We start from the raw sequence: 19,712 nt of genomic DNA, 5'->3' as shown, positions 1-19,712 counted from the left end.
GCCCGCCTGCACGGCCTGGCGCACGTCGCCGCTTTGCAGCACCGCGCGATCGCCCGTGGGCAGCGCGATGGCCTGCGCGTAGCGCACGAGGCGTTCGGCATCGCCGAAGGCGTTGCGCGTATAGCCGGTGACATAGCCCAGCGCATCGACGTCCCAGGCCACGTGGCCCGCGCGGTCGTAGGCCTTGTAGCTCCACGCCGTGCTGCCCGCCGCCCGCCCGGCCACCGCGTTGCCCAGGGTGTCGTAGCGCGTCTCGCTGCTGATCTCGGTGGGCTGCGCGTCTGTGCGGGTGCCGGCGGCGTTCCGGCCGTTGTCCAGCAGCGCCGCGGCGCTCTCGCCCTGGTACACCGCCACGGGCGGGAAGATCGTCTTGGTCTGCCGGCCCAGTGCGTCGTATTCGTAGCGCGTGGTGCGCTCCTCCGGCCGGCCCGCCGCTTCCGTGCGCGCGGCGAGGTGGCCCAGCGCGTCGTAGGCCATGCGCGTGATGACCCTCGCCGGGCCGTCGGCCAGGTCCACCTCGGGCGAGGTTTCCTGCACGAGCCGGCCCGCCGCGTTGTAGTCGTAGGTCCAGGTGCTGCCGGCCTTGTTGGTGAAGGCGGTCTTGCGGCCCGTGCCGTCGTAGGTGGTGCTCTCGGTCTGCTGCGCCGCGTCGGTGCTGGCGATCAGGTTGCCCGCCGCGTCGTATTGCAGGCGCTCGGTGCGGTCGGCCGCCGTGCGCGCGGGCTGGGGCATGAGGGCGAGGTCGATCTCGGCGCGGCCGATGCTGTGGAAGTGCTCGTTCGAGCCGTTCGCGTTGAGCTGGTAGAGCGCCTCGTTGTCCTGGCCCGGGGCCACGTCGATGTAGCCCATGACGCCTTCTTCGATCCAGCCCAGCACGTTCTTCGCGTAGGCGCGCAGACCCTCGTTGGCGGTGTAGAAGTGGTTCGTGCCCGCGCCCGGCGGGCGCAGGCGGTACAGCGGGGCCGTGCCGGCCGCGGGGGCGCTGCGCAGGTAGCCGACGTCGCCCTCGGCCTGCCAGCCGTTCTGCAGGGCCTGGTCGCGCTCGGCCGGGTCGCTCGTGTAGAGGTGGTCGCTGGCGCCGCTCGTGCGGCTCAGGCGGTAGAGGGGCCGGAGCCCGTCTCCGCCCGTGGTCTTCATGTAGCCGGTGATGCCTTCGTCGATCCAGTAGTCGGCGCCCTGCGCGCCCATGTAGGTGGTGCGCTCGGTGAGGCGGCCCGCCCCGTCGTACACGTAGCCCTGCAGTTGCCCGAGCGCGTCGCGCGTGAAGCGCAGCCGGCCCGCGGCGTCGTAGTAGTTGCGCGTGGTGCGGTCGGTGCCGCTTGCCGGCGCATTCTGGGCGATGGCGCCGCGGCTGAGCTCGCCCGCCTGCGCGCGCTGGCTCTCCAGTGCGGCGATCTGGGTGTCGGTGAGCGGCGCGGCGCCCTGGCGCACCCGCAGCAGCAGCCCGGTGCCGTCGTAGAAGCGCTCGGTGGCACCGCCCTCGGCATCGATCGTCAGCGTCTCGCGCCCCGCGCGGTCCAGGAAGTGCCGCACCGTGCGGTCCTGGCTGCTGGTCACCGGCGTGGGTTCGGCCAGCAGCATCGCCCCGGCCTGCGCGCTGCGGTAGGCATCGGCCGGTACCGCCAGGCGCGTCTCGCGCACCAGGCGGCCGGCCGCGTCGTAGCCGTAGGTGGTGACGGCCCCGCTCGCATCCACCTCCGAGGTGAGCCGCCCGGCCGCGTCGTAGACCTTGCGCACGAAGGCATCCGAGAGGCTGGTCTGCGGCACGTTGATCGGCCCATCCTGCGCGCCGGTGTCGCCGCTGGGGGTGGCATAGCGCGTGCTCTGCAGCAGGCGGCCGTTCTTGTCGTAGAGGTACTGGGAGACGCCGCCCGCGCCGTCGGCGCTCAGGATGAGGCGCCCGGCCGCGTCGTAGCGCATGCGCGTGTGCTCGTCGCGCTGCGCGTCGTAGAGCGCCCCCACGCGATTGCCGATTTCGGCCTCGTCCGGCCGTGCGGACAGCGGCTGCACGGCCAGGTCCAGCGGCTTCGCATAGCGGATGCGCTGGGTGACGTTGCCGTTGGCGTCGTAGCGCTGGGAAGTCACCGCGCCCGTGCCGTCGATGGTGTAGCGCGCGCGGCCCAGTGCGTCGTAGACGGTGCGCGTGACGGCGTCCGTGGCACTCGCGGCCGGCTGCGGGACGTTGCCCGGGCTCCACTGCGCGAAGTCGATGCGGTTGGCATACGCGGTGCGCTGCACCACGCGGCCGCTGCCGTCGTAGACGAAGCGCACCACGTCGCCCGCGCCGTTGACGGTGGCCGCCACGCGGTTGTCCGCGTCGTAGATGCGGTGCTCGGTGAGGTCCCGCGCGGGGTCCGGGCGCTTGAGGCCGTCCAGTTGCCCTTCGCTCACCTGCAGCGCCAGGCCGTCCACACCCGCCAGCGGCTGGGCGTAGCGGGTCTGGCGCACCACGCGGCCGGCCGCGTCGTAGACGGTCTCCGCCAGGTTGCCCGCCGCGTCGAGCACGAAGCGCTGGCGGCCCTCTGGGTCGTAGGCGTAGCGCGTGACGTGGCCCTGCGCGTCCGTGACGCTCGTGACGTTGCCCGCGGCATCGTAGGCATAGCGCCTGGCGAGGTTGAGACCCGCGTGCGTGGCCGTGGACGGGTCCACGACCTCCAGCACCCGGCGGCCCAGGGCGTCGTACTGGTAGGCGGTGGTCGTGCCGTTGGGGTCGGTGACGGTGACCTGGCGGCCCATGCCGTCGTAGGCATAGGTGGTGACGAGGTTCAGGCCCGTGGGGTCCACCGCCTGGCGCACGAGCTGGCCCTGGGCGTCGTAGCCGAACTGCGTGACCACGCCCTGCGCGTCCGTCACGCTCAGCTGGTTGCCCAGCGCGTCGTAGGCGTAGGTGGTGACCAGGTTCAGGCCGCCCGGGTCCACCGTGCGCGTGAGCACCCGGCCCGCCGCATCGTAGGCGAGCGCGGTCTTCACGCCATTGGCGTCCGTCGTCTCCACGAGGCGGCCCGCCGCGTCGTAGCGGCCCGCCGTGCGGGTGAGGGCCGTCTGCACCGCCGTCTGGCGGCCATTGGCGTCGTATTCGTAGCGGGTGACCGCGCCGTTGCCGTCCCGGACCGAGACGGTCTGGCCGAGCCGGTCGTGCACGGTGGTGACGGCGATGCCTTCGGGCGTGGTGACGGTGACGCTGCGCTCCTGCAGGCTGTAGGCGTAGGTGGTCACGTGCCCCAGCGCATCGGTCTGGGAGATGGTGCGGCCGAAGGCGTCGTAGGCCGTCGTGGCGCGGCGGCCCAGCGCATCGGTGGCGGCGATGAGCCGGCCCAGGCGGTCGTAGGCCTGCGTGCGCACCTGCCCGAGCGCATCGGTGGTGGCGACGGCGCGACCGAAGGCGTCGTAGGTGACGGTGCCGGCAAGGCGCAGCGTGTCCGGGTCCTGCACGCGCTGCACGGCCAGGCCCCGGCGGTCGTAGGCGGTGTCCACCGTCTGCACGGCGCCCGCGCCCAGCGCGGCCGTGCGGCGCACCTCCTCGCCGAAGGTGTTGTAGACGTAGTTCTTCGCGAAGCCCTGGGCATCGGTGGATTGCGCGAGCGTGCCCGTGGCGTTGTAGCGGTAGCTGGCGGTGCTGTCCGCCGTGGCGCTGCGGGCCTGCCCGAAAACGGCCAGCACGCCGGCGCTGGCAAGGCCGCCGGCCTGGCCTCCCGCGCTGGCCAGCGCCGCGCGGTCGATGCGGCCCGCGTAGCGCGTGCCGGACTGCGCCTGGCCGAACGCGTTGTAGCGCGTCTCGGTGATCTCGCCCAGCGGGTTGACGGTGTGGGTCAGGCGCCCGACCGCGTCGTAGAAGAAGAGCGTCTGCTGGCCGTTCTGGTCGGTGGTGGCGGTGCGGCGGCCCGCCGCGTCGTAGCGGTGGCGCAGGCCGTACTGCTGCCAGATCGCATCGACCTGGGCGGCGCTCTGGCTGCCGTCCAGCAGCGCCGCGCCCTGCGCGGTGAGTTCGCCCACCAGGCGGCCCTGGTCGTCGTAGCGGGCGGCCGTGCCGCGCGCCTCGGCGTTGCCGGCGGCCTGCGTGGTCTGCACCAGCCGGCCCATGCCGTCGTAGCGGTAGCGCGTGGTCGTGCCTTCCGCGTTCACCGATACGGACACGCGGTCGAGCGCATCGTAGGTGCGGGTGGTGATCTGGTCCTGCGCCGAGGCGGCGGGCAGGAGGTCGGCCAGGCGGGTGGCCGCGGTGACCTGCGCCGCCGTGACCGCGGTCACGGCATTGGCGTAGCGCCGCACGGACACGGGGTTGCCGTTGCCGTCGTAGCTGCTTTGCGTGAGGTACCCCTCGGCGTCGAGTTCGCCGATCCGGCGGCCCTGGGCGTCGTAGAAATAGGCCGTGTACGCATCCCCCGCGCCGGTCGCGGGACGCAGGCCGGCGATCGATCCCGCGGCACGGGCAGCGGCCGCGCCGCCGGCAACCGGCTGCACATACCGCGCGCTGCCGATGAGCCGGCCCGCCGCGTCGTAGCGGTATTCGGTGAGGTAGCCTTCGCCATCCACCGTGCCGGCCAGCAGTCCATCCTTGCCGTAGATCTGCACGGCGGTGCGGTCCTGCGTGCTCCGCGCCAGCGGCGGCAGCGCCTCTCCGTCCACCGCATGCCCCGCCAGCACCGCCGAGGCACTTCCCGCGTGGGTGGCGTCGCCGAGGTACACGGCGCGGAAGCGGTCCAGTGCCGAAGGCGGCACATCGACGTTCAGCACGGCCAGGCCGTAGGCGAGGTCCGCGGTGCCCAGCGCCGTGTCGCCGTTGTAGAAGGTCACCCGCCCGGCAGGCTGGCTGCCCGACACCTGGGCGCTGAGCAGGGTCCCCAGGCCCTGGGCCGTGCGGGTGGGCATGGCGCTGAGGGCCACGGCGGTGGAGTCCTGCCCTGGCGTGACCGCCAGCTGGAAGTCGAGCAGTGCCGCCGGAGAGGCCGCGTCACCGCCATAGCTGACCGTGAGCTGGTGGTTGCCCACCGCCAGCCCGCGTGTGGACAGCAGAGCCACCCCGTTCACGATGCGGGCCGTGGACACGATGGTGTTGCCATCGACGAGCGTGACGGTGCCGCTGGCACCTCCGTTCACGGTGATGGAGACGTCACGGCCCTGCTCCAGGCTGGTGCCGGACGCCAGCGCGAGCGTGGTGGTTCCCGTGGGGGTGACGGTCTGCGCCAGCACGCCGGAGCTGCTCGCCCCGTTGCCCGCATCGCCCTCGTAGCGGGCGCGCAATTCGTGGGTGCCCGGCGGCAACCCCGCGACGACGAGGCTGGCCACGCCATTGACCACCTGGGCCGTGCCCAGGACGGTGCCGGCACGCAGGAAGGTGACGGTGCCCCCGGGCTGCCGGCCCGCGACGCGCGCGCTCAGCGTCACGGAGGCGTCACTGCGCACGCTCGCGGCCGAGGTGTCCAGGGTGACGGTGGTGGCGGCGGCCAGGACGACCGAGGCGACCGCCTGGGAGGTGCTGGTTTCGAACCCCTGGAATCCGTCGTATACCGCGGTCAACGTGCCCGCGCCTCCAGGCAGGTCATTGAGCGTGAGCCGCGCCACGCCGTTGACGGCCTGCACGGTCCCGACCAGCGCATTGCCCGCGTAGAAGCGCACCGCGCCAGCGATGCCCTGCGCGCGCCCGGCAGACGTGATGGTGGCGTCTAGCACGAGCGGCGTGCCCGGGGCCCGCTGGCTGCTGGATGCCGTAAGCACGGTTTGCGTTGCCATGCCGGCCACGGCCAGGGGCACCGTGGCGCTCTGGCTGGCCGGCTCTTTTTCCGCATTGCCGGAATAGGTGGCGGTGAGGGTGCGGGCGCCCACGGGCACCGAGCTGGACACGAAGGTGGCCACGCCGTTGGCCTGCACGGTGGCCACGCCGACCAGGATCTCGCCGGCATAGAAGCTGACCGTGCCGGCACTCGTGCTGCTGTAGGGCGCCGTGGCGCTCAGGGTGACCGGGCTGCCGTAGCGGATACTCGCCGGCGAGGGGGCGGCCACGGTGACCGTGCTGCCGCCCCGCAGGGTGAGGGCCAGGGCCTCGGAAGTCGCCGCGGCATTGTCGGCATCGCCGGCATACCGTGCGGTGATGCGGGCGGCGCCTGCCGGGAGGGTGACCGACAGGCTGGCCACGCCGTTGGCCACACTGACCGTTCCCCCGCCGATGGGGGCTCCGTTGTTGTAGAAGGTGACGGCCCCGCCCGGGCGAACACCGGCCACGCGGGCCGCGAGCGTCACCGTGGCTTCGCTCGTGGAGCGGCTCGTGACCGTGGCGGCCATGGAGACCACTGCGTCCGCGGCGGCGACGGTCGCGCCGAGCACGGACGACACGCTCTGCGCAAACTGTGCGTCGCCGGTATAGACCGCACGGATTGCATGCGACCCCACCGGGAGGTCTCTCGAACTCCACGTGGCCGAGCCGTTGGCGACGGCGGCCACGCCGAGTGCCTTGCTGCCACTGAAGAATGTGACGAAGCCGGTGGCGGCACCGGGCACCGTGGCGGTGAGCGTGAGCTCCTGGCCGCGCGTGATGGATGGGGCAGACGCCGCCAGCGAAGTGGTGGTCGCCGCCAGATTGCCCGCGCCGGGGGCGACCGCCAGGGCCAGCGGCGAGGAGAGCCCCGCCGGGTTGTAGGCATCTCCCTCATAGGTTGCCGTGATGCTGGCCATGCCGGGCGTGGCGAGCGCGCGGGTGGTCAGGCTGGCCACCCCGTCCACCAGCGTGGCCGTGCCCAACACCGCGCCGCCGCTGTGGAACGTCACACGCCCCGTGGCCGCCGGCTTCGCGCTCAGCGCCACGAGCGTGCCCGCGCCGTCGCGGAACTCCAGCCCCGACACCCCCGAGCCCGGCGCGTAGAACGACGAATCCAGGTACAGCGGCTGGCTGATCTGCACCGTCTCGCGCCGCCATACCACCCCGTTCTTCGCATACGACACGGCTCCCGCGTCGTAACTCAGCACCAGCACGTCGCCGGCCACGATGGTGCCCACATTGGCCACCAGCGCCCCGTCGCGGTAGAGCTCCACCGTGCTGCCCGACACGTGGATCGCCCAGTCCAGCGACGCCACGCCGTTGTCCGAGGCCGGGTCCGTGTTGAGCCCGATCATGTAGTTCTGGTCCGACTGCCCGGACACCGTGAAGCGCACGCTCGCGCCGCCCGTGTAGCCCGCGACGCTGCGCACCGAGGCATCCCACTGGCTCGCCGTGCCCGTCTTTTTGACCGCACCCGAATCGAACGACACCCCCGTGGCCACCACGCTGGGCACCACGTTCATGCGCGCCGTGAGCGTCACCGCATCGCCCGCGGCCACGCTCGTGGACGATGTGCTCAGGCCGATCGCATCGTTCACCGCCACCGCCCTGGCCGCCGAGGTCGCCGCGGCGTTGTTCGCATCGCCTCCGTAGACCGCCGTGATCTGCGCCGCGCTCTGCGCCGCCAGCGCGCTGGTGGTGAGGCGGGCCACGCCGTTGACCACGCTGGCCGTGCCCAGCACCTCCCGGCCGTTGAAGAAGGTCACGCTGCCCGTGGGCGCGGCCGCCGCGTTCAGCGGCACTTCCTGGCCCGAGGCATTGCGGAACTTCAGCCCCGCGATCGATCCGCCCGTGCCGTAGAACGAGGAATCCAGGTACAGCGGCTGCGTGATGTTGGCCGTCTCCTGGCGCAGCACCGCTCCGTTCTTGCGGTAGCTCACCACCCCGTTCAGGTACTCCACGCTCAGCACGTCGCCCGTGGTGTACGTGCCCAGCGAGGCCACACTCGCCCCGTTCTGGTAGGCGTACATCGCGCCGTCGTAGGTGATGTAGATCGCCCAGTCGATGGACAGGTAGCTGTCGTTGACCCCGGGGTCGGAGTTCAGGCCCACCATGATGGCCTTGTTGGTCTGCCCCGCCTTGAAGCTCACGCTCGCGCCGCCGCTCACGCCCACCGTGCTGCGGATGGAGGACTCCCAGTCGGCCGTGCCGCTGGTCTTGGTCACCGTGCCGTCGATGAGCGTCACGCCGTTGGCGATCGCCCCGGCTGGCACCGCCACGCCGTTGACGATGGCGCTGGTGGCGCTGTTGACGTTGGCCGTGAGCACCAGCGGCGCACCCGCCACCACCGAACCGCTGGAGACGGCCAGCTCCACCGCGTCGGCCACCTGGATGGAGACCGGCGCCGAGGCCGCGCCCGCACGGTTCGCGTCACCCGCATAGACCGCCGTGATGGCGTGGCTGCCGGCCTGGGTCAGCGCCCGCGTGGTCAGGCTCGCCACGCCGTTGGAAATGCTGGCGCTGCCCAAATACACCGAGCCGTCGAAGAAGTTCACCGTGCCCGTGCCGCTGCCCACGTTCGCCGACAGCACCACCGGGTTGCCCGCCACGATGCTGGCGGACGAGACCCCGATCTCCACGCCGGAGGAAATGGCGATGGACATCGGCTTGGAGACGCCGCTCACGGCAGCGCCCGTGTACACCGCCGAGACGTTCGCGATGCCCACGTTGCGCAAACCGCTGGTGGTCAGCGTCGCGATGCCGTTGGCGATGTTGCCCGTCCCCAGGAACGCCGTGCCGTTGAAAAAGTCCACGCGCCCGGAGGGGGACGCGCCCGTGACCGTGGCCGTCAAGGTCACGGCCGCGCCGGCGGCGATCTGCGCGCTCGACGCTCCGAGCGCCACCGTCGCAGGCACGGCCGTGACCTGCAGATCCTGCGCGGCCGAGGCGGTGGCCGCATTGCGCGCGTCGCCCGAGTACTGCACCGTGATGGCATTCGATCCGGAGTCCAGCGCATCGGTGCCGAGCGAAGCCGTGCCCTGCGAGAGCGTTGCCGTTCCGAGCACGACGCCGTTCGCATAGAAGGTGACGCTGCCGGTGGGCGGCACGGCCGTCTCCGCGCCGGAGAGCGTGGCCGTGAGGACGACGGACGCCCCCCGGGTGGCCTGGGTGGACGAAAGCGAGAGCACCAGGCGCGGCGCGGCGGGCGCCACCGCCACGCGCACCGGCCCGGCGCTGGCAATGGCGGGGTTGCCGGCATCCCCGGAATACAGGGCCTGCACGCTGAGGTCGGCCGCCTGCGACGGCCTCACGGTCAGGGTGGCCTCGCCATTGACGAGCGATGCGGAGCCCAGGACCTGGCCGCCGCTGACGAAGGTGACCGATCCCGTGGGGTGATCGCCCGTGACGGTGGCCGTGAAAGTGACCGGGCCGCCCTGCGCGATGCTCGCGCTGGAGGTTGCCAGGGCCAGGGCGCTGCCGGCCCCGGTGGGCGCGGCGATGCCCGGGCCACCGGCCACCGCGACCACGGTGGCGGTGGCGGAGGTACTGGCGGCGTCGGCGGTGTCGCCGCTGTAGACGGCCCGATAGCCATGGCCGCCGGCCGTGACGCCGGAGGCGTTGAAGCTGGCCTGGCCGCTGGAGAGCGCCACGCTGCCGAGCAGGGTGTCACCGTCGTAGAAAGCGACCGTGCCGCCCAGGGCGGCCCCGGGGTTCGCCACGGCCGCGACGCGCGCGGTCAGGACGACCCCGCCGCCCGCCGCGACCTGGATGTGCGATGTTGCGAGCACGGCCGTGGTGGCCGCGGCCGGAAGCACGGTCTGCGCGAGGGTGGCGGAGTTGCTTGCGGCCACGGCCGCATCGCCCGGGTACACCGCCGTGAGCCCGTTCAGCCCGAGCGGCAATGCCGAGGTGGTCAGCGTGGCAAAGCCCTGCCCGTCCACCGACGCGGTTCCCAGCAAATCCGTGCCCCGGTAAAACGCCACCGAGCCGCCGGGCTGGGCCTGGTTGCCGGCCACGCCGACGTGCGCGCGGAGCGTGACGGGCGCATTGGCGACCGATGGCGTGCCGCTGCCCTCCAGCACGACCTCGCTGGCATATCCGGCGCGCACGGCCGCGCCGGCCGCCGTGGCGGCGCTCGCATGGGTCGCATCCCCCGAATACACGGCGGTGATCGTGTGGCTGCCGAGGGTCTGCACGTTCCACACCGCGGTCGCGATGGAGTCGCCGCCCACGGCCTGCACCAGGCCGCTACCGATCACGGTGGCGCCATCGAAGAAGGTCACGGTTCCACCGGGCGCGCCGCCGGAGACGGTGGCCTTGAGCACCAGCGCACGGCCCAGGGCGGCCGTCCCCGGCAGAGGGTCCAGGCTGACGCGGGCCGCCTGCAGAACCGTGGCGGACGTCACGGCGGAGGTGCTGGCGGCGTGGGTCGCATCGCCTTCGTAGCGGGCGCTGAGGGTGTTCGTGCCGACCGGGAGGCTGTTGACCGTCAGCCGGGCCACGCCATTGGTGATCCGCGCGGTGCCCAACGCGGTGGCGCCGCTGTAGAACGTGACGTTGCCCTCCGGCTGGCTGCCGGAAACCACGGCTTCGAGCACCAGGTCCGAGCCCGCCACCAGCGTGGCGGCGGACGCGCGCACGCCAATGCCGGTCGCGGTCTTTTGCGTGGTGTCCGTGCGCGTCAGGCCCGCGGCTCCGACGATGAGGGCGCTGCCGTCGCCCAGCAGCTGGGTATCGACGGGCGTCGCGAGCCGCGTGACGGCCGTCACGCGCGAGGCCGCGTCGTATTCCGTCTGCGTCACCGCCCCCGCGGCATCCACCTGCCATGCCAGCCGCTGCGCGCCGTCGTAGAGACGCCAGCTTCTGCGGTCGTCCGCCCCCGCGAGCGCCTGGATGGCCTCGATCGTGGGCGCCGCGCTCAGGTCCGCCAGCGTGCGTGCATAGGCGATCGTCTGCGTCAACTGGCCGTTGGCGTTGTAGCGGTATTCCTTCGCGGCCCCCGTGCCGTCCACGTCGGCGATCTTGCGCCCCGCATCGTCATAGACCGCCCACTGGCGCACCCCCGTGGGGTCCTGCGTCATGACCAGCCGGCCCGCCGCATCGTAGGCGTAGCGGGTGGTGCCCAGCGCGGTGCCCGCGCTGCTTTGCATCACGCTCGCGAGCCGGCCGGCGGCGTCGAAGCTGGACACCGTGCTCAGGCCGTTGGCCAGCGTCACCGTGGTGGAGGCGGCGCCGTATTCGGTGATCGTCGTGTTGGCGGTCGTGCCGTCCGACGACGGCGCGGACGCCACGATCACGCGGCCCAGGCCGTCGTAGACGTATTGCGTGACGCTGTCCGTGCGCGGCTGAACGGTCTTGAGCAATTCGCCGGCCTGGCTGTAGACGTACTGCGTCACCGCCGGCTCGCTGCCCTCGCCGGCCGCGTCCAGCACGCCATAGGCGATGCTCGTGCTGAGTTGCCCACGGAAGTCGTAGCGGCTGTCCACCCGCTGGCCGCCGCGCAGGTCCTGCGCCGCGGCCCAGCTGGCCATCTGCGCTTCCGTCGGCACGCTGGTGGAGCCCAGGTTGCCGACGTCGTAGGCCGCTGCTGCGTAGGCCAGCGTGCTTACCCGCTGGCCCAGGTTGTCGTAGCGGTATTCGGTGACCCGGCCCTCCGCGCTGATCACGAAGCGCAGCTGGTTGCGCCCCTGGGTGCTGTAGACGTACCGCGTGGTGCTGTCCGCCGGGCCGCTGCCGCCGAAGGCGGGCGCGGTGGCGACGTTGCCGTTGCCGTCGCCCGCGCGCAGGGTCTCGGTGAGCAACTGGTTGCGCTCGTCGTAGGTACGCACCACCGTGTTGCCCAGCGGGTCCACCTTCATCGTCTGGTTGCCCTGGGCGTCGTACTGCAGGGCGATGCTGCGGCCCAGCGCGTCGGTCATGGCCGTGACGTTGCCCTGGTCGTCGTAGCGGTAGTAGAGCTGCGAGAGGCCGGCGGAGCGATTGCCGGTGATGCCCGTCTGCACGCGCAGGAGCTGGCCCCGGGCGTCGTAGCTGTAGCGGCTCGCCACATTCAGGGGGTCCGTCACCGTCGTGGTCCGGGTGGCGGTGTCGTAGGCGTAGGTGGTGGTCAGGCCCAGCGCATCGCGCACGTTGGACACGCGGTAGTCCCCATCCACCAGCGTGTATCCGATCTCCAGGCGCGTGCCGTCCGACTGCGCCACCGAAGCCACGCGCCGGCTGTTGCCATCGTAGGTGTAGGTGGTCTGGTAGACCTTGCCGTCCGCGATGTCGTTGTCGCCCGGGCTCAGGTCCACCGAGACCGACGACAGGCGGTTGCTGGCGTCATAGGCATAGCGCACCCGCGTACTGGTGCTGCCGTCCTGCGCCACGACGCGGATCTGCGCCAGGTTGCGGCCGACATAGTCGTAATGGGTGGTTTCGCCCGAGGCGTCGGTCACGCTGGCGAGTAATCCGTCCGCGCCGTACTGGTAGCGCGTGGTGTTGCCGTTCGCATCCGAGCGCGACACCAGACGCGCATCGCTGCCGCCCTCGTAGCGCTCCTGCGCGCCGGTATCGCCATCGGTCCACACGTACTGCCCGGCCGCGCCATCCCAGCGCAGGGTGTCGTAGGCGCCCGCGCCGTCGGTGCCCACGTACAGGCCGCTCGATGCATCGTAGGCATAGTCGGACCGGGCGCCGTCGCTGGCGGTGCGGGTGATCACGCTGCCCGCGGCATTGCGGGTGCCGCTCAGGCTCAAGGGCTGGTTGTAGATGCCCACCGACCAGTTGTCCGCGTTGTCGTCGTTCAGCAGGCCCTGGCTGTTGTACGTCCGCAGCACGTCCATGCCCAGGCCCTGGCCCGCGACGAAATCGTCGCGGCGCTGGAGCACCAGGTTGCCGTTGGACAGGTTCACATAGGCCTGCTCCCCGCCGCGCCCCTGCGCGGCATTTCCGAACATCCCTCTCTGACCCAGGGTGGCGAGCGAGCTTGTGCTGAGACCGAGACTGTTTCCGCTGACGATGGCGACCATGTGCTGTATCCGTAGGGCTGGTACCCGGCTCGAATGGAACCGGCCTCCCCCTGGAGGCCCGGATGCCGGGGCTTTGCCAATACATCCAGCGATTTGGGAAAGTGTTGAGCGCGCCGCTGCCACGCCCTGCGGATCACCGCGGTCGCCTTGAAGAAAACCCTTTCAAATCAACACCTTGCCGGCGTTTTCGGGCATGAAAAAGAATGCCCTCCGTTTTCCGACAAATACGCTCGGAAAAAGAATACCCCCCGCCTCCCGCGCGAACGCGGGCAGGCATCCGCGGCAAGTCCCGTCCCTAGAACCCCTCTTCCGCCAGCTCCACGCAGGTCATGTCCCGCGCCCTGACCACGTTCAGCCAGGCCCCGGTCTTGGGCAGTTCGTAATGGAAGAAGTACCGCATGGCGCCCACGCGGCCCGCGTTCGCGGCATCGGCGAGCGCAGGGTCCTGCGCCAGCACGGCCAGGGCCACGTCGAGCCAGATCCAGGCGATGACCATGTGGCCGGCCGCCTGCAGGTAGGGCACGGCATTGGCGAGCGCCTCGGCGGGCTCGCCCGTTGCCCAGGCGGCCTTGGTGGCGGCGCCGACCTCGGCCAGTGCCTTGGCGAGCTGGTTGCCGTAGCCCGCGAGTTCGGGCCGGGCCATGGCCTGCTGGAGGGTGGCGTTGACGCGGCCGGCCAGCAGCTGCAGGCCGCGGCCGCCTTCCATGACGACCTTGCGGCCCAGCAGGTCCATGGCCTGGATGCCGTGGGTGCCCTCGTGGATCATGTTCAGGCGGTTGTCGCGCCAGTACTGCTCCACGGGAAAGTCGCGCGTGTAGCCATAGCCGCCGTGGACCTGGATGGCGAGCGAATTGGCCTCCAGGCACCACTCGCTGGGCCAGCTCTTGGCGATGGGGGTCAGCACCTCCAGCAGCATGCGGGCCTCGTCGGCGTCGTCGGGGGCGCCGGTGCGCTGCTCGTCCACGAGCCGCGCGCAGTACAGGTTGAGCGCCAGCGCGCCCTCGCCGTAGCTCTTCTGCGCGAGCAGCATGCGGCGGATGTCGGCGTGCTCGATGAGGCGCACCGGCGGGGCGCCCGCGTCCTTGCCCGCCTTGCCCGCAGCGCCGGCGCTGCCCGCCTTGATCGGCCGGCCCTGGGTGCGCTCCTTCGCGTACTGCAGGCTCGCGCGGTAACCCGCCAGGCCCAGCAGGGTGGCGGCCATGCCGATGCCGATGCGGGCCTCGTTCATCATGTGGAACATGCACTTCAGGCCCTCGCCGGGCAGGCCGACGAGGTAGCCGATGGCGCCCGCGCCGCGTCCGTCCAGGCCGCCCCCGCCCTGGTCCGGGCGCACGGGGTACTTGCCCTCGCCGAAGTTCAGCAGCGTGTTGGTGGTGCCGCGCCAGCCCAGCTTGTGGTTGAGGCCGGCCAGGGCCACGTCGTTGCGCTCGCCGGTCAGGCGCCCTTCCGTGTCCACGAGCCACTTGGGCACGATGAAGAGCGAGATGCCCTTGACGCCCGGCACCGGCCGGCCGTCCGGCCCGGGGATCTTGGCGAGCACGAGGTGGACGATGTTCTCGGTCATCTCGTGGTCGCCGGAAGAGATCCACATCTTGTGGCCCGCGAGCCGGTAGCGCGGGCCGAGCGGGTCGGCCCCGGCCCCCTCCCCGTCGGGCACCGCGCGCGTGGCGATGTCGGAGAGCGAGGAGCCCGCCTGCGGCTCCGACAGGCACATGGTGCCCGCCCAGCGGCCGTTGAATTCATTGAGCGCGAACACCTCGCGCTGCGCCGCCGTGCCGTGCGCCATGAGCAGGTTGGCGTTGCCCACGGTGAGCAGGTTCGAGCCGATGCTGATCGACGCCTCGGCGAAGAAGCTGTTGGCCGCCGCCTCCAGCGTGTAGGGCAGCTGCATGCCGCCGACCGCATAGTCCTGCGCGGCGCTCAGCATGCCGGAATCGGCGTAGGCCCGGCGCGCCTCGTGCGTGGCCCGGGGCAGGACCACGCGCTCGCCGTCGAAGCGCGGCTCCTCGGTATCGACGAGGCGGTTGAACGGCGCGTACTTCTCGCGCGCGATGCGCTCGCAGGTGTCGAGCACGGCATCGAAGGTTTCGCGCGAGTGGTCGGCGAAGCGCTCGCGCGCCGTGAGCGCCGGCACGCCCAGCCAGTCGTAGAGCAGGAAGTCGAGGGTGGAACGCAGGCGCATGGGGATCTTTCCGCATCAAAAGTGCCGCACGTCGCCGTATTTGCTCGACATGCAGCTATTGAAACAATAGCAATCAACACATGGAGGGGCATCCGCCCGGATGCCGCCCCTCGCCCTGCGCGGAACCGGCCCGCCGCCGTCAGGCCGCGGCCGGGCCGGGGGCGCCCTCGTCCCGCGCCGGCAAGGCCACGATGGTGCCCTGCGCGGCCGCGCAGAGCTTCTCGGCGCCGTCCGCCGCCACGGCGAACACCTCGCAGCGGCAGACGGCCTGCGTGCGCCCGTGGTGCAGCACCTCGGCACGCACGATCAGCCGCTCGCCCACGGCGGGGCGCAGGTAGTTGATCTTGAGCTCCGAGGTGACCACCGGCACGCCCAGGGCGCCGCCGCCCGCATAGGTGAGCGCATTGTCGGCCAGGTAGCTCACCACGCCGCCGTGCACGAAGCCGTGCTGCTGCAGCAGCTGCGGCGTGACGGGCAGGCGCAGTTCGCAGCGCTGCGGCGAGAACGCATGCAGCTCGGTGCCCAGCAGGCGGCTGAAGGGCTGCCGGGCCAGCACGGCCCGGCCATGGGCGAGCAGGTCGGGCCCCGGCCCGCCGCCGGCCACCGGGTTGTCCGTCGGGCCTGCCATGGCGCCGGCTCAGAGCACTTCGAACACGCCGGCCGCGCCCATGCCGCCGCCGATGCACATCGTCACGCAAACGCGCTTGGCGCCACGGCGACGGCCCTCGATGAGCGCATGGCCCGTGAGGCGCTGGCCGCTCACGCCGTAGGGGTGGCCCAGGGCGATGGCGCCGCCGTTCACGTTGAGGCGGTCGGCCGGGATGCCGAGCTTGTCGCGGCAGTAGAGCACCTGCACGGCGAAAGCCTCGTTCAGCTCCCACAGGTCGATGTCCTGCACCGTGAGGCCGAGCTGCTTGAGCACCTTGGGCACCGCGAAGACCGGGCCGATGCCCATCTCGTCGGGCTCGCAGCCCGCGACGGCGAAGCCCAGGAAGCGGCCCAGGGGCTTCAAGCCCTTGCGGCTCGCGTAGTCCTCGCTGGTGAGCACGCAGGCGCCCGCGCCGTCGGAGAACTGGCTGGCATTGCCGGCCGCGATCACGCCGCCCGGCAGCGCGGGCTTGATCCCACCGATGCCTTCCTTGGTGGTGCCCTCGCGGGTGCCCTCGTCCCTGCTGACGGTGAGCTGCTTGGTGATCAGGCCCAGCGCCTTGTCGGCCACGCCGGCCGTGACGGTGATGGGCGCGATCTCGTCGTCGAACCTGCCCGCCGCCTGCGCGGCGCAGGCTTTCTGCTGGCTGGCGGCACCATATTCGTCCATAGCGTCGCGGCCGATGCCGTAGCGCTTGGCGACCTGCTCGGCGGTCTCCAGCATGCTCCAGTAGATCTCGGGCTTGGCCTTGGCCAGCTCCATATCGCGCAGCATGTGCAGGTTCATCTCCTGCTGCACGCAGGAGATGCTCTCCACGCCGCCGGCTACGAACACGTCGGCCTCTCCCGCGACGATGCGCTGGGCGGCCAGCGCGATGGTCTGCAGGCCCGAGGAGCAGAAGCGGTTCACGGTCATGCCCGAGGCGCTCACCGGCAGCCCGGCGCGCAGCGCGATCTGGCGCGCGACGTTGGCGCCCGTGGCGCCCTCGGGGTTGGCGCAACCCATGATGACGTCATCGACCTCTGCGCCGTCGATGCCGGCGCGCTGGATCGCGTGCTGCACCGCATGGCCGCCGAGCGTGGCGCCGTGGGTCATGTTGAAGGAGCCCTTCCAGCTCTTGGCGAGCGGCGTGCGGGCGGTGGAAACGATCACTGCGGAGGTCATGTACGGATTCCCTGGTTCTTTGCAAACATGCGGACGGCGGCGGTCAGGCGAAGGCCTTGCCCTCGGCGGCGAGGCGGGCGAGCCGCGGCGCGGGCTCCCACGCGGCCGCGTCGTCCAGCGGGTTCTGCGCGAAGCGCTGCATGGTCTGCGCGACGTTGAAGAGCCCGACCTCGCTCGCGTAGTGCATGGGGCCGCCGCGGTGGATCGGGAATCCATAGCCCGTGAGGTACACCATGTCGATGTCGCCGGACTTGCTCGCGATGCCCTCCTCCACGATCTTCGCGCCCTCGTTCACCAGGGAATAGACCAGGCGCTGCACGATCTCTTCGTCGCTGATCTTGCGCGGCGCGATGCCGAGTTCCTTGCGGTGGTCCTCGATCATCTGGTTCACCAGCGCACTGGGGATCGCGTCGCGCTTGCCGGCCTGGTAGTCGTACCAGCCCGCGCCCGTCTTCTGGCCGAAGCGGCCCAGCTCGCAGAGCTTGTCGGACGTGCGGCTGTATTTCATGTCGGGGCGCTCCACGGCGCGGCGCTTGCGGATCGCCCAGCCGATGTCGTTGCCCGCGAGGTCGCCCATGCGGAACGGGCCCATCGCGAAGCCGAACTTCTCCACGGCCTTGTCCACCTGGGCTGGCGTGGCGCCTTCGTCGAGCAGGAAGCCGGCCTGCTGGCTGTAGCGCTCGATCATGCGGTTGCCGATGAAGCCGTCGCACACGCCCGAGACCACGGCCGTCTTCCTGATCTTCTTGGCAAGCTGCATCACGGTGGCGAGCACGTCCTTGGCCGTTGCCTTGCCGCGCACCACCTCCAGCAGCTTCATCACGTTGGCGGGGCTGAAGAAGTGCATGCCCACCACGTCCTGCGGGCGCTTGGTGAACGCGGCGATCTGGTCCACGTCCAGCGTGGAGGTGTTGGACGCCAGGATGGCGCCGGGCTTGGCCACCTCGTCGAGCTTCTTGAACACGGCTTCCTTGACGCCCATTTCCTCGAAAACGGCCTCGATGACGAGGTCCGCGTCCTTCAGGTCGTCGTAGCTCAGCGTGGGCGTGAGCAGGGCCATGCGCTGCTCGTACTTGTCCTGCTTGAGCTTGCCCTTGGCGACCTGCGCCTCGTAGTTCTTGCGCAGGGTGGCGATGCCCCGGTCCAGCGCCTCCTGCTTCGTCTCCAGGAGGGTGACGGGAATGCCGGCGTTCAGGAAGTTCATGCTGATGCCGCCGCCCATGGTGCCGGCGCCGATCACGCCCACCTTGCGGATCTCGCGCTTGGGCGTGTCCGAAGGCACGTCGGGGATCTTGCTCGCGGCGCGCTCGGCCAGGAACAGGTGGCGCAGCGCGCGCGATTCGGGCGTCCACATGAGGTTGACGAACAGCTCGCGCTCATAGGCCAGGCCGTCCTCGAACTTGCGCTTGGTGGCCGCCTCCACCGCATCCACGCACTTGAGCGGCGCGGGGAAATTCTTCGCCATGCCCTTGACCATGTTGCGCGCGAACTGGAAGTAGGCATCGCCCTGCGGGTGCCGGACCGGCAGGTTGCGCACCAGCGGCAGCGGGCGCGCATCGGCCACGCCGCGCGCGAAGGCCAGCGCCTCCTCGGCCAGCGACTCGGGCGAGGCGACCATCCTGTCGAACAGCTTCTGGCCGGGCACGCCGCCGATGAGCTCGCTCTTCACGGGCTCGCCGCTCACGATCATGTTGAGCGCGGCCTCCACGCCGATGGCGCGCGGCAGGCGCTGCGTGCCGCCCGCGCCGGGCAGCAGGCCCAGCTTCACCTCGGGCAGCGCCATGCTGCAGCCGGGCGCGGCGATGCGGTAGTGGCAGCCCAGGGCCAGCTCCAGCCCGCCCCCCATGCACACCGTGTGGATGGCCGCCACGACGGGTTTGGCCGACTGCTCCACCGCGCGGATCACCGAATGCAGGTTGGGCTCCTGCAGCGCCTTGTCCGTGCCGAATTCCTTGATGTCCGCCCCGCCGGAGAAGGCCCCCCCGGCGCCCGTGACGACGATGGCCTTCACGGCCGCATCGGCGTTCGCGCGGGCCAGCCCGTCGGTGATGCCCTTGCGCGTGGCGTGGCCCAGCCCGTTCACGGGCGGATTGGCCAGGGTGATCACGGCGATATCGCCGTGCACTTGGTATTCAGCGGTCATTGCTTGTCCCTTGGTTGGTCTGGAAAAGAACGGTCGTGCTTTTTGATTCTAAAGAGTCGGCACGGGGATTCCAGCCGGGGTTGTCCCGACTGGGACAGAGAGCGCCCCTTGCGGCGGACCGCGCCGCGCGCATGTCCGGCCCTGCGGGTGCCACGGTCGGTCGGACGGACTGGGAAATAAGGCCACGGAATATCCATTTCCATCGCCCGGCATGTCCGTATTGCATTCTCACGGATAAACAGTCACGTTATTTCCTATCACAAAACCACCCATCACTTATTAATATTTTTTCTCCGAGGAATTAATAAAAAACCAATATCTCCGCTTCTTGCTCTGAAAAAGGAAATCGACACCGGAAAAAAACGCGATCCTGCCGCGTTTTCTCTCGATTGACGCTCCCTTAGGCACGGCGCTACGTTCCGTCCGGCCTGCTTTTTCAGGCAGGCCTTTTAAACGGCTTTGTTGCACAAATCACCCCGGCCACACCGGTAGACTGAAGGCGTGACGGAAGCAAAGAGCGAGAGGCGGACCAAGTACCGCACGACGAACTGGAAAGCCTACAACGCAGCGCTGAAGGCGCGAGGATCGTTGACGATGTGGCTGGATGAAGGCATGCAGTGGCTTGGCAAGCCGAACGGCAAGCGCGGGCGCAGCCCGACGTTCTCGGACGCAGCCATCCAGTTTTGCTTGAGCATCAAGTGCCTGTTCGGCCAGCCCCTGCGGCAGGCGCTGGGCATGGTGGACAGCCTGCTGCGGCTGGCCAAGCTGGACTGGCCGGTGCCGGACTTCAGCACGGTGTGCCGACGCCAGAA

At 70.8% G+C, this 19,712-nt stretch carries 6 protein-coding genes; 1 reads left to right on the top strand and 5 read right to left on the bottom strand.

The genetic code is table 11. The annotated features are described in order from the left end of the window. From AX018_RS22760 to AX018_RS22740, 5 genes are all read right to left on the bottom strand, one after another. Positions 1–10,833 (bottom strand): Ig-like domain repeat protein (locus AX018_RS22760; RefSeq protein WP_434803146.1); only part of this gene is annotated, 10,833 nt, incomplete at its 3' end. Between the two features lie 2,224 nt (positions 10,834–13,057). After that, a complete protein-coding gene (locus AX018_RS22755; RefSeq protein ID WP_111882250.1) occupies positions 13,058–14,944 on the bottom strand; it encodes an acyl-CoA dehydrogenase in 1,887 nt (628 codons plus the stop codon). Positions 14,945–15,083: 139 nt separating this feature from the next. After that, positions 15,084–15,572 carry a PaaI family thioesterase gene (locus tag AX018_RS22750; protein WP_111882247.1) on the bottom strand — a complete coding sequence of 163 codons (489 nt, stop codon included), beginning with the start codon at positions 15,570–15,572 and terminating at the stop codon, positions 15,084–15,086. A gap of 9 nt (positions 15,573–15,581) precedes the next feature. After that, entirely contained in the window at positions 15,582–16,757 is a 1,176-nt protein-coding gene (locus tag AX018_RS22745; protein WP_111882245.1) for an acetyl-CoA C-acyltransferase, read from the bottom strand. Between the two features lie 43 nt (positions 16,758–16,800). Beyond that, positions 16,801–18,900, bottom strand: a complete 2,100-nt coding sequence (locus AX018_RS22740) for a 3-hydroxyacyl-CoA dehydrogenase NAD-binding domain-containing protein (protein ID WP_111882242.1) — start codon at positions 18,898–18,900, stop codon at positions 16,801–16,803. A gap of 501 nt (positions 18,901–19,401) precedes the next feature. Between AX018_RS22740 and AX018_RS22735 the strand changes: the two genes are divergently transcribed. Continuing rightward, positions 19,402–19,712, top strand: a 311-nt coding sequence (locus AX018_RS22735; protein WP_211322508.1) for a transposase, incomplete at its 3' end; no start/stop codon positions are given.

Origin of the sequence: Paracidovorax anthurii, from assembly GCF_003269065.1 — a bacterium.
Lineage (GTDB): Bacteria > Pseudomonadota > Gammaproteobacteria > Burkholderiales > Burkholderiaceae_C > Paracidovorax > Paracidovorax anthurii.
Note: the sequence above shows the minus strand (reverse complement) of the source record. Positions and strands in the feature narration are given on the sequence as shown.

Coding starts and splice junctions, on each gene's coding strand:
- AX018_RS22755 (WP_111882250.1), bottom strand. CDS start 14,944: ATGCGCCTGCGTTCCACCCTCGACTTCCTGCTCTACGACTGGCTGGGC.
- AX018_RS22745 (WP_111882245.1), bottom strand. CDS start 16,757: ATGACCTCCGCAGTGATCGTTTCCACCGCCCGCACGCCGCTCGCCAAG.
- AX018_RS22750 (WP_111882247.1), bottom strand. CDS start 15,572: ATGGCAGGCCCGACGGACAACCCGGTGGCCGGCGGCGGGCCGGGGCCC.
- AX018_RS22740 (WP_111882242.1), bottom strand. CDS start 18,900: ATGACCGCTGAATACCAAGTGCACGGCGATATCGCCGTGATCACCCTG.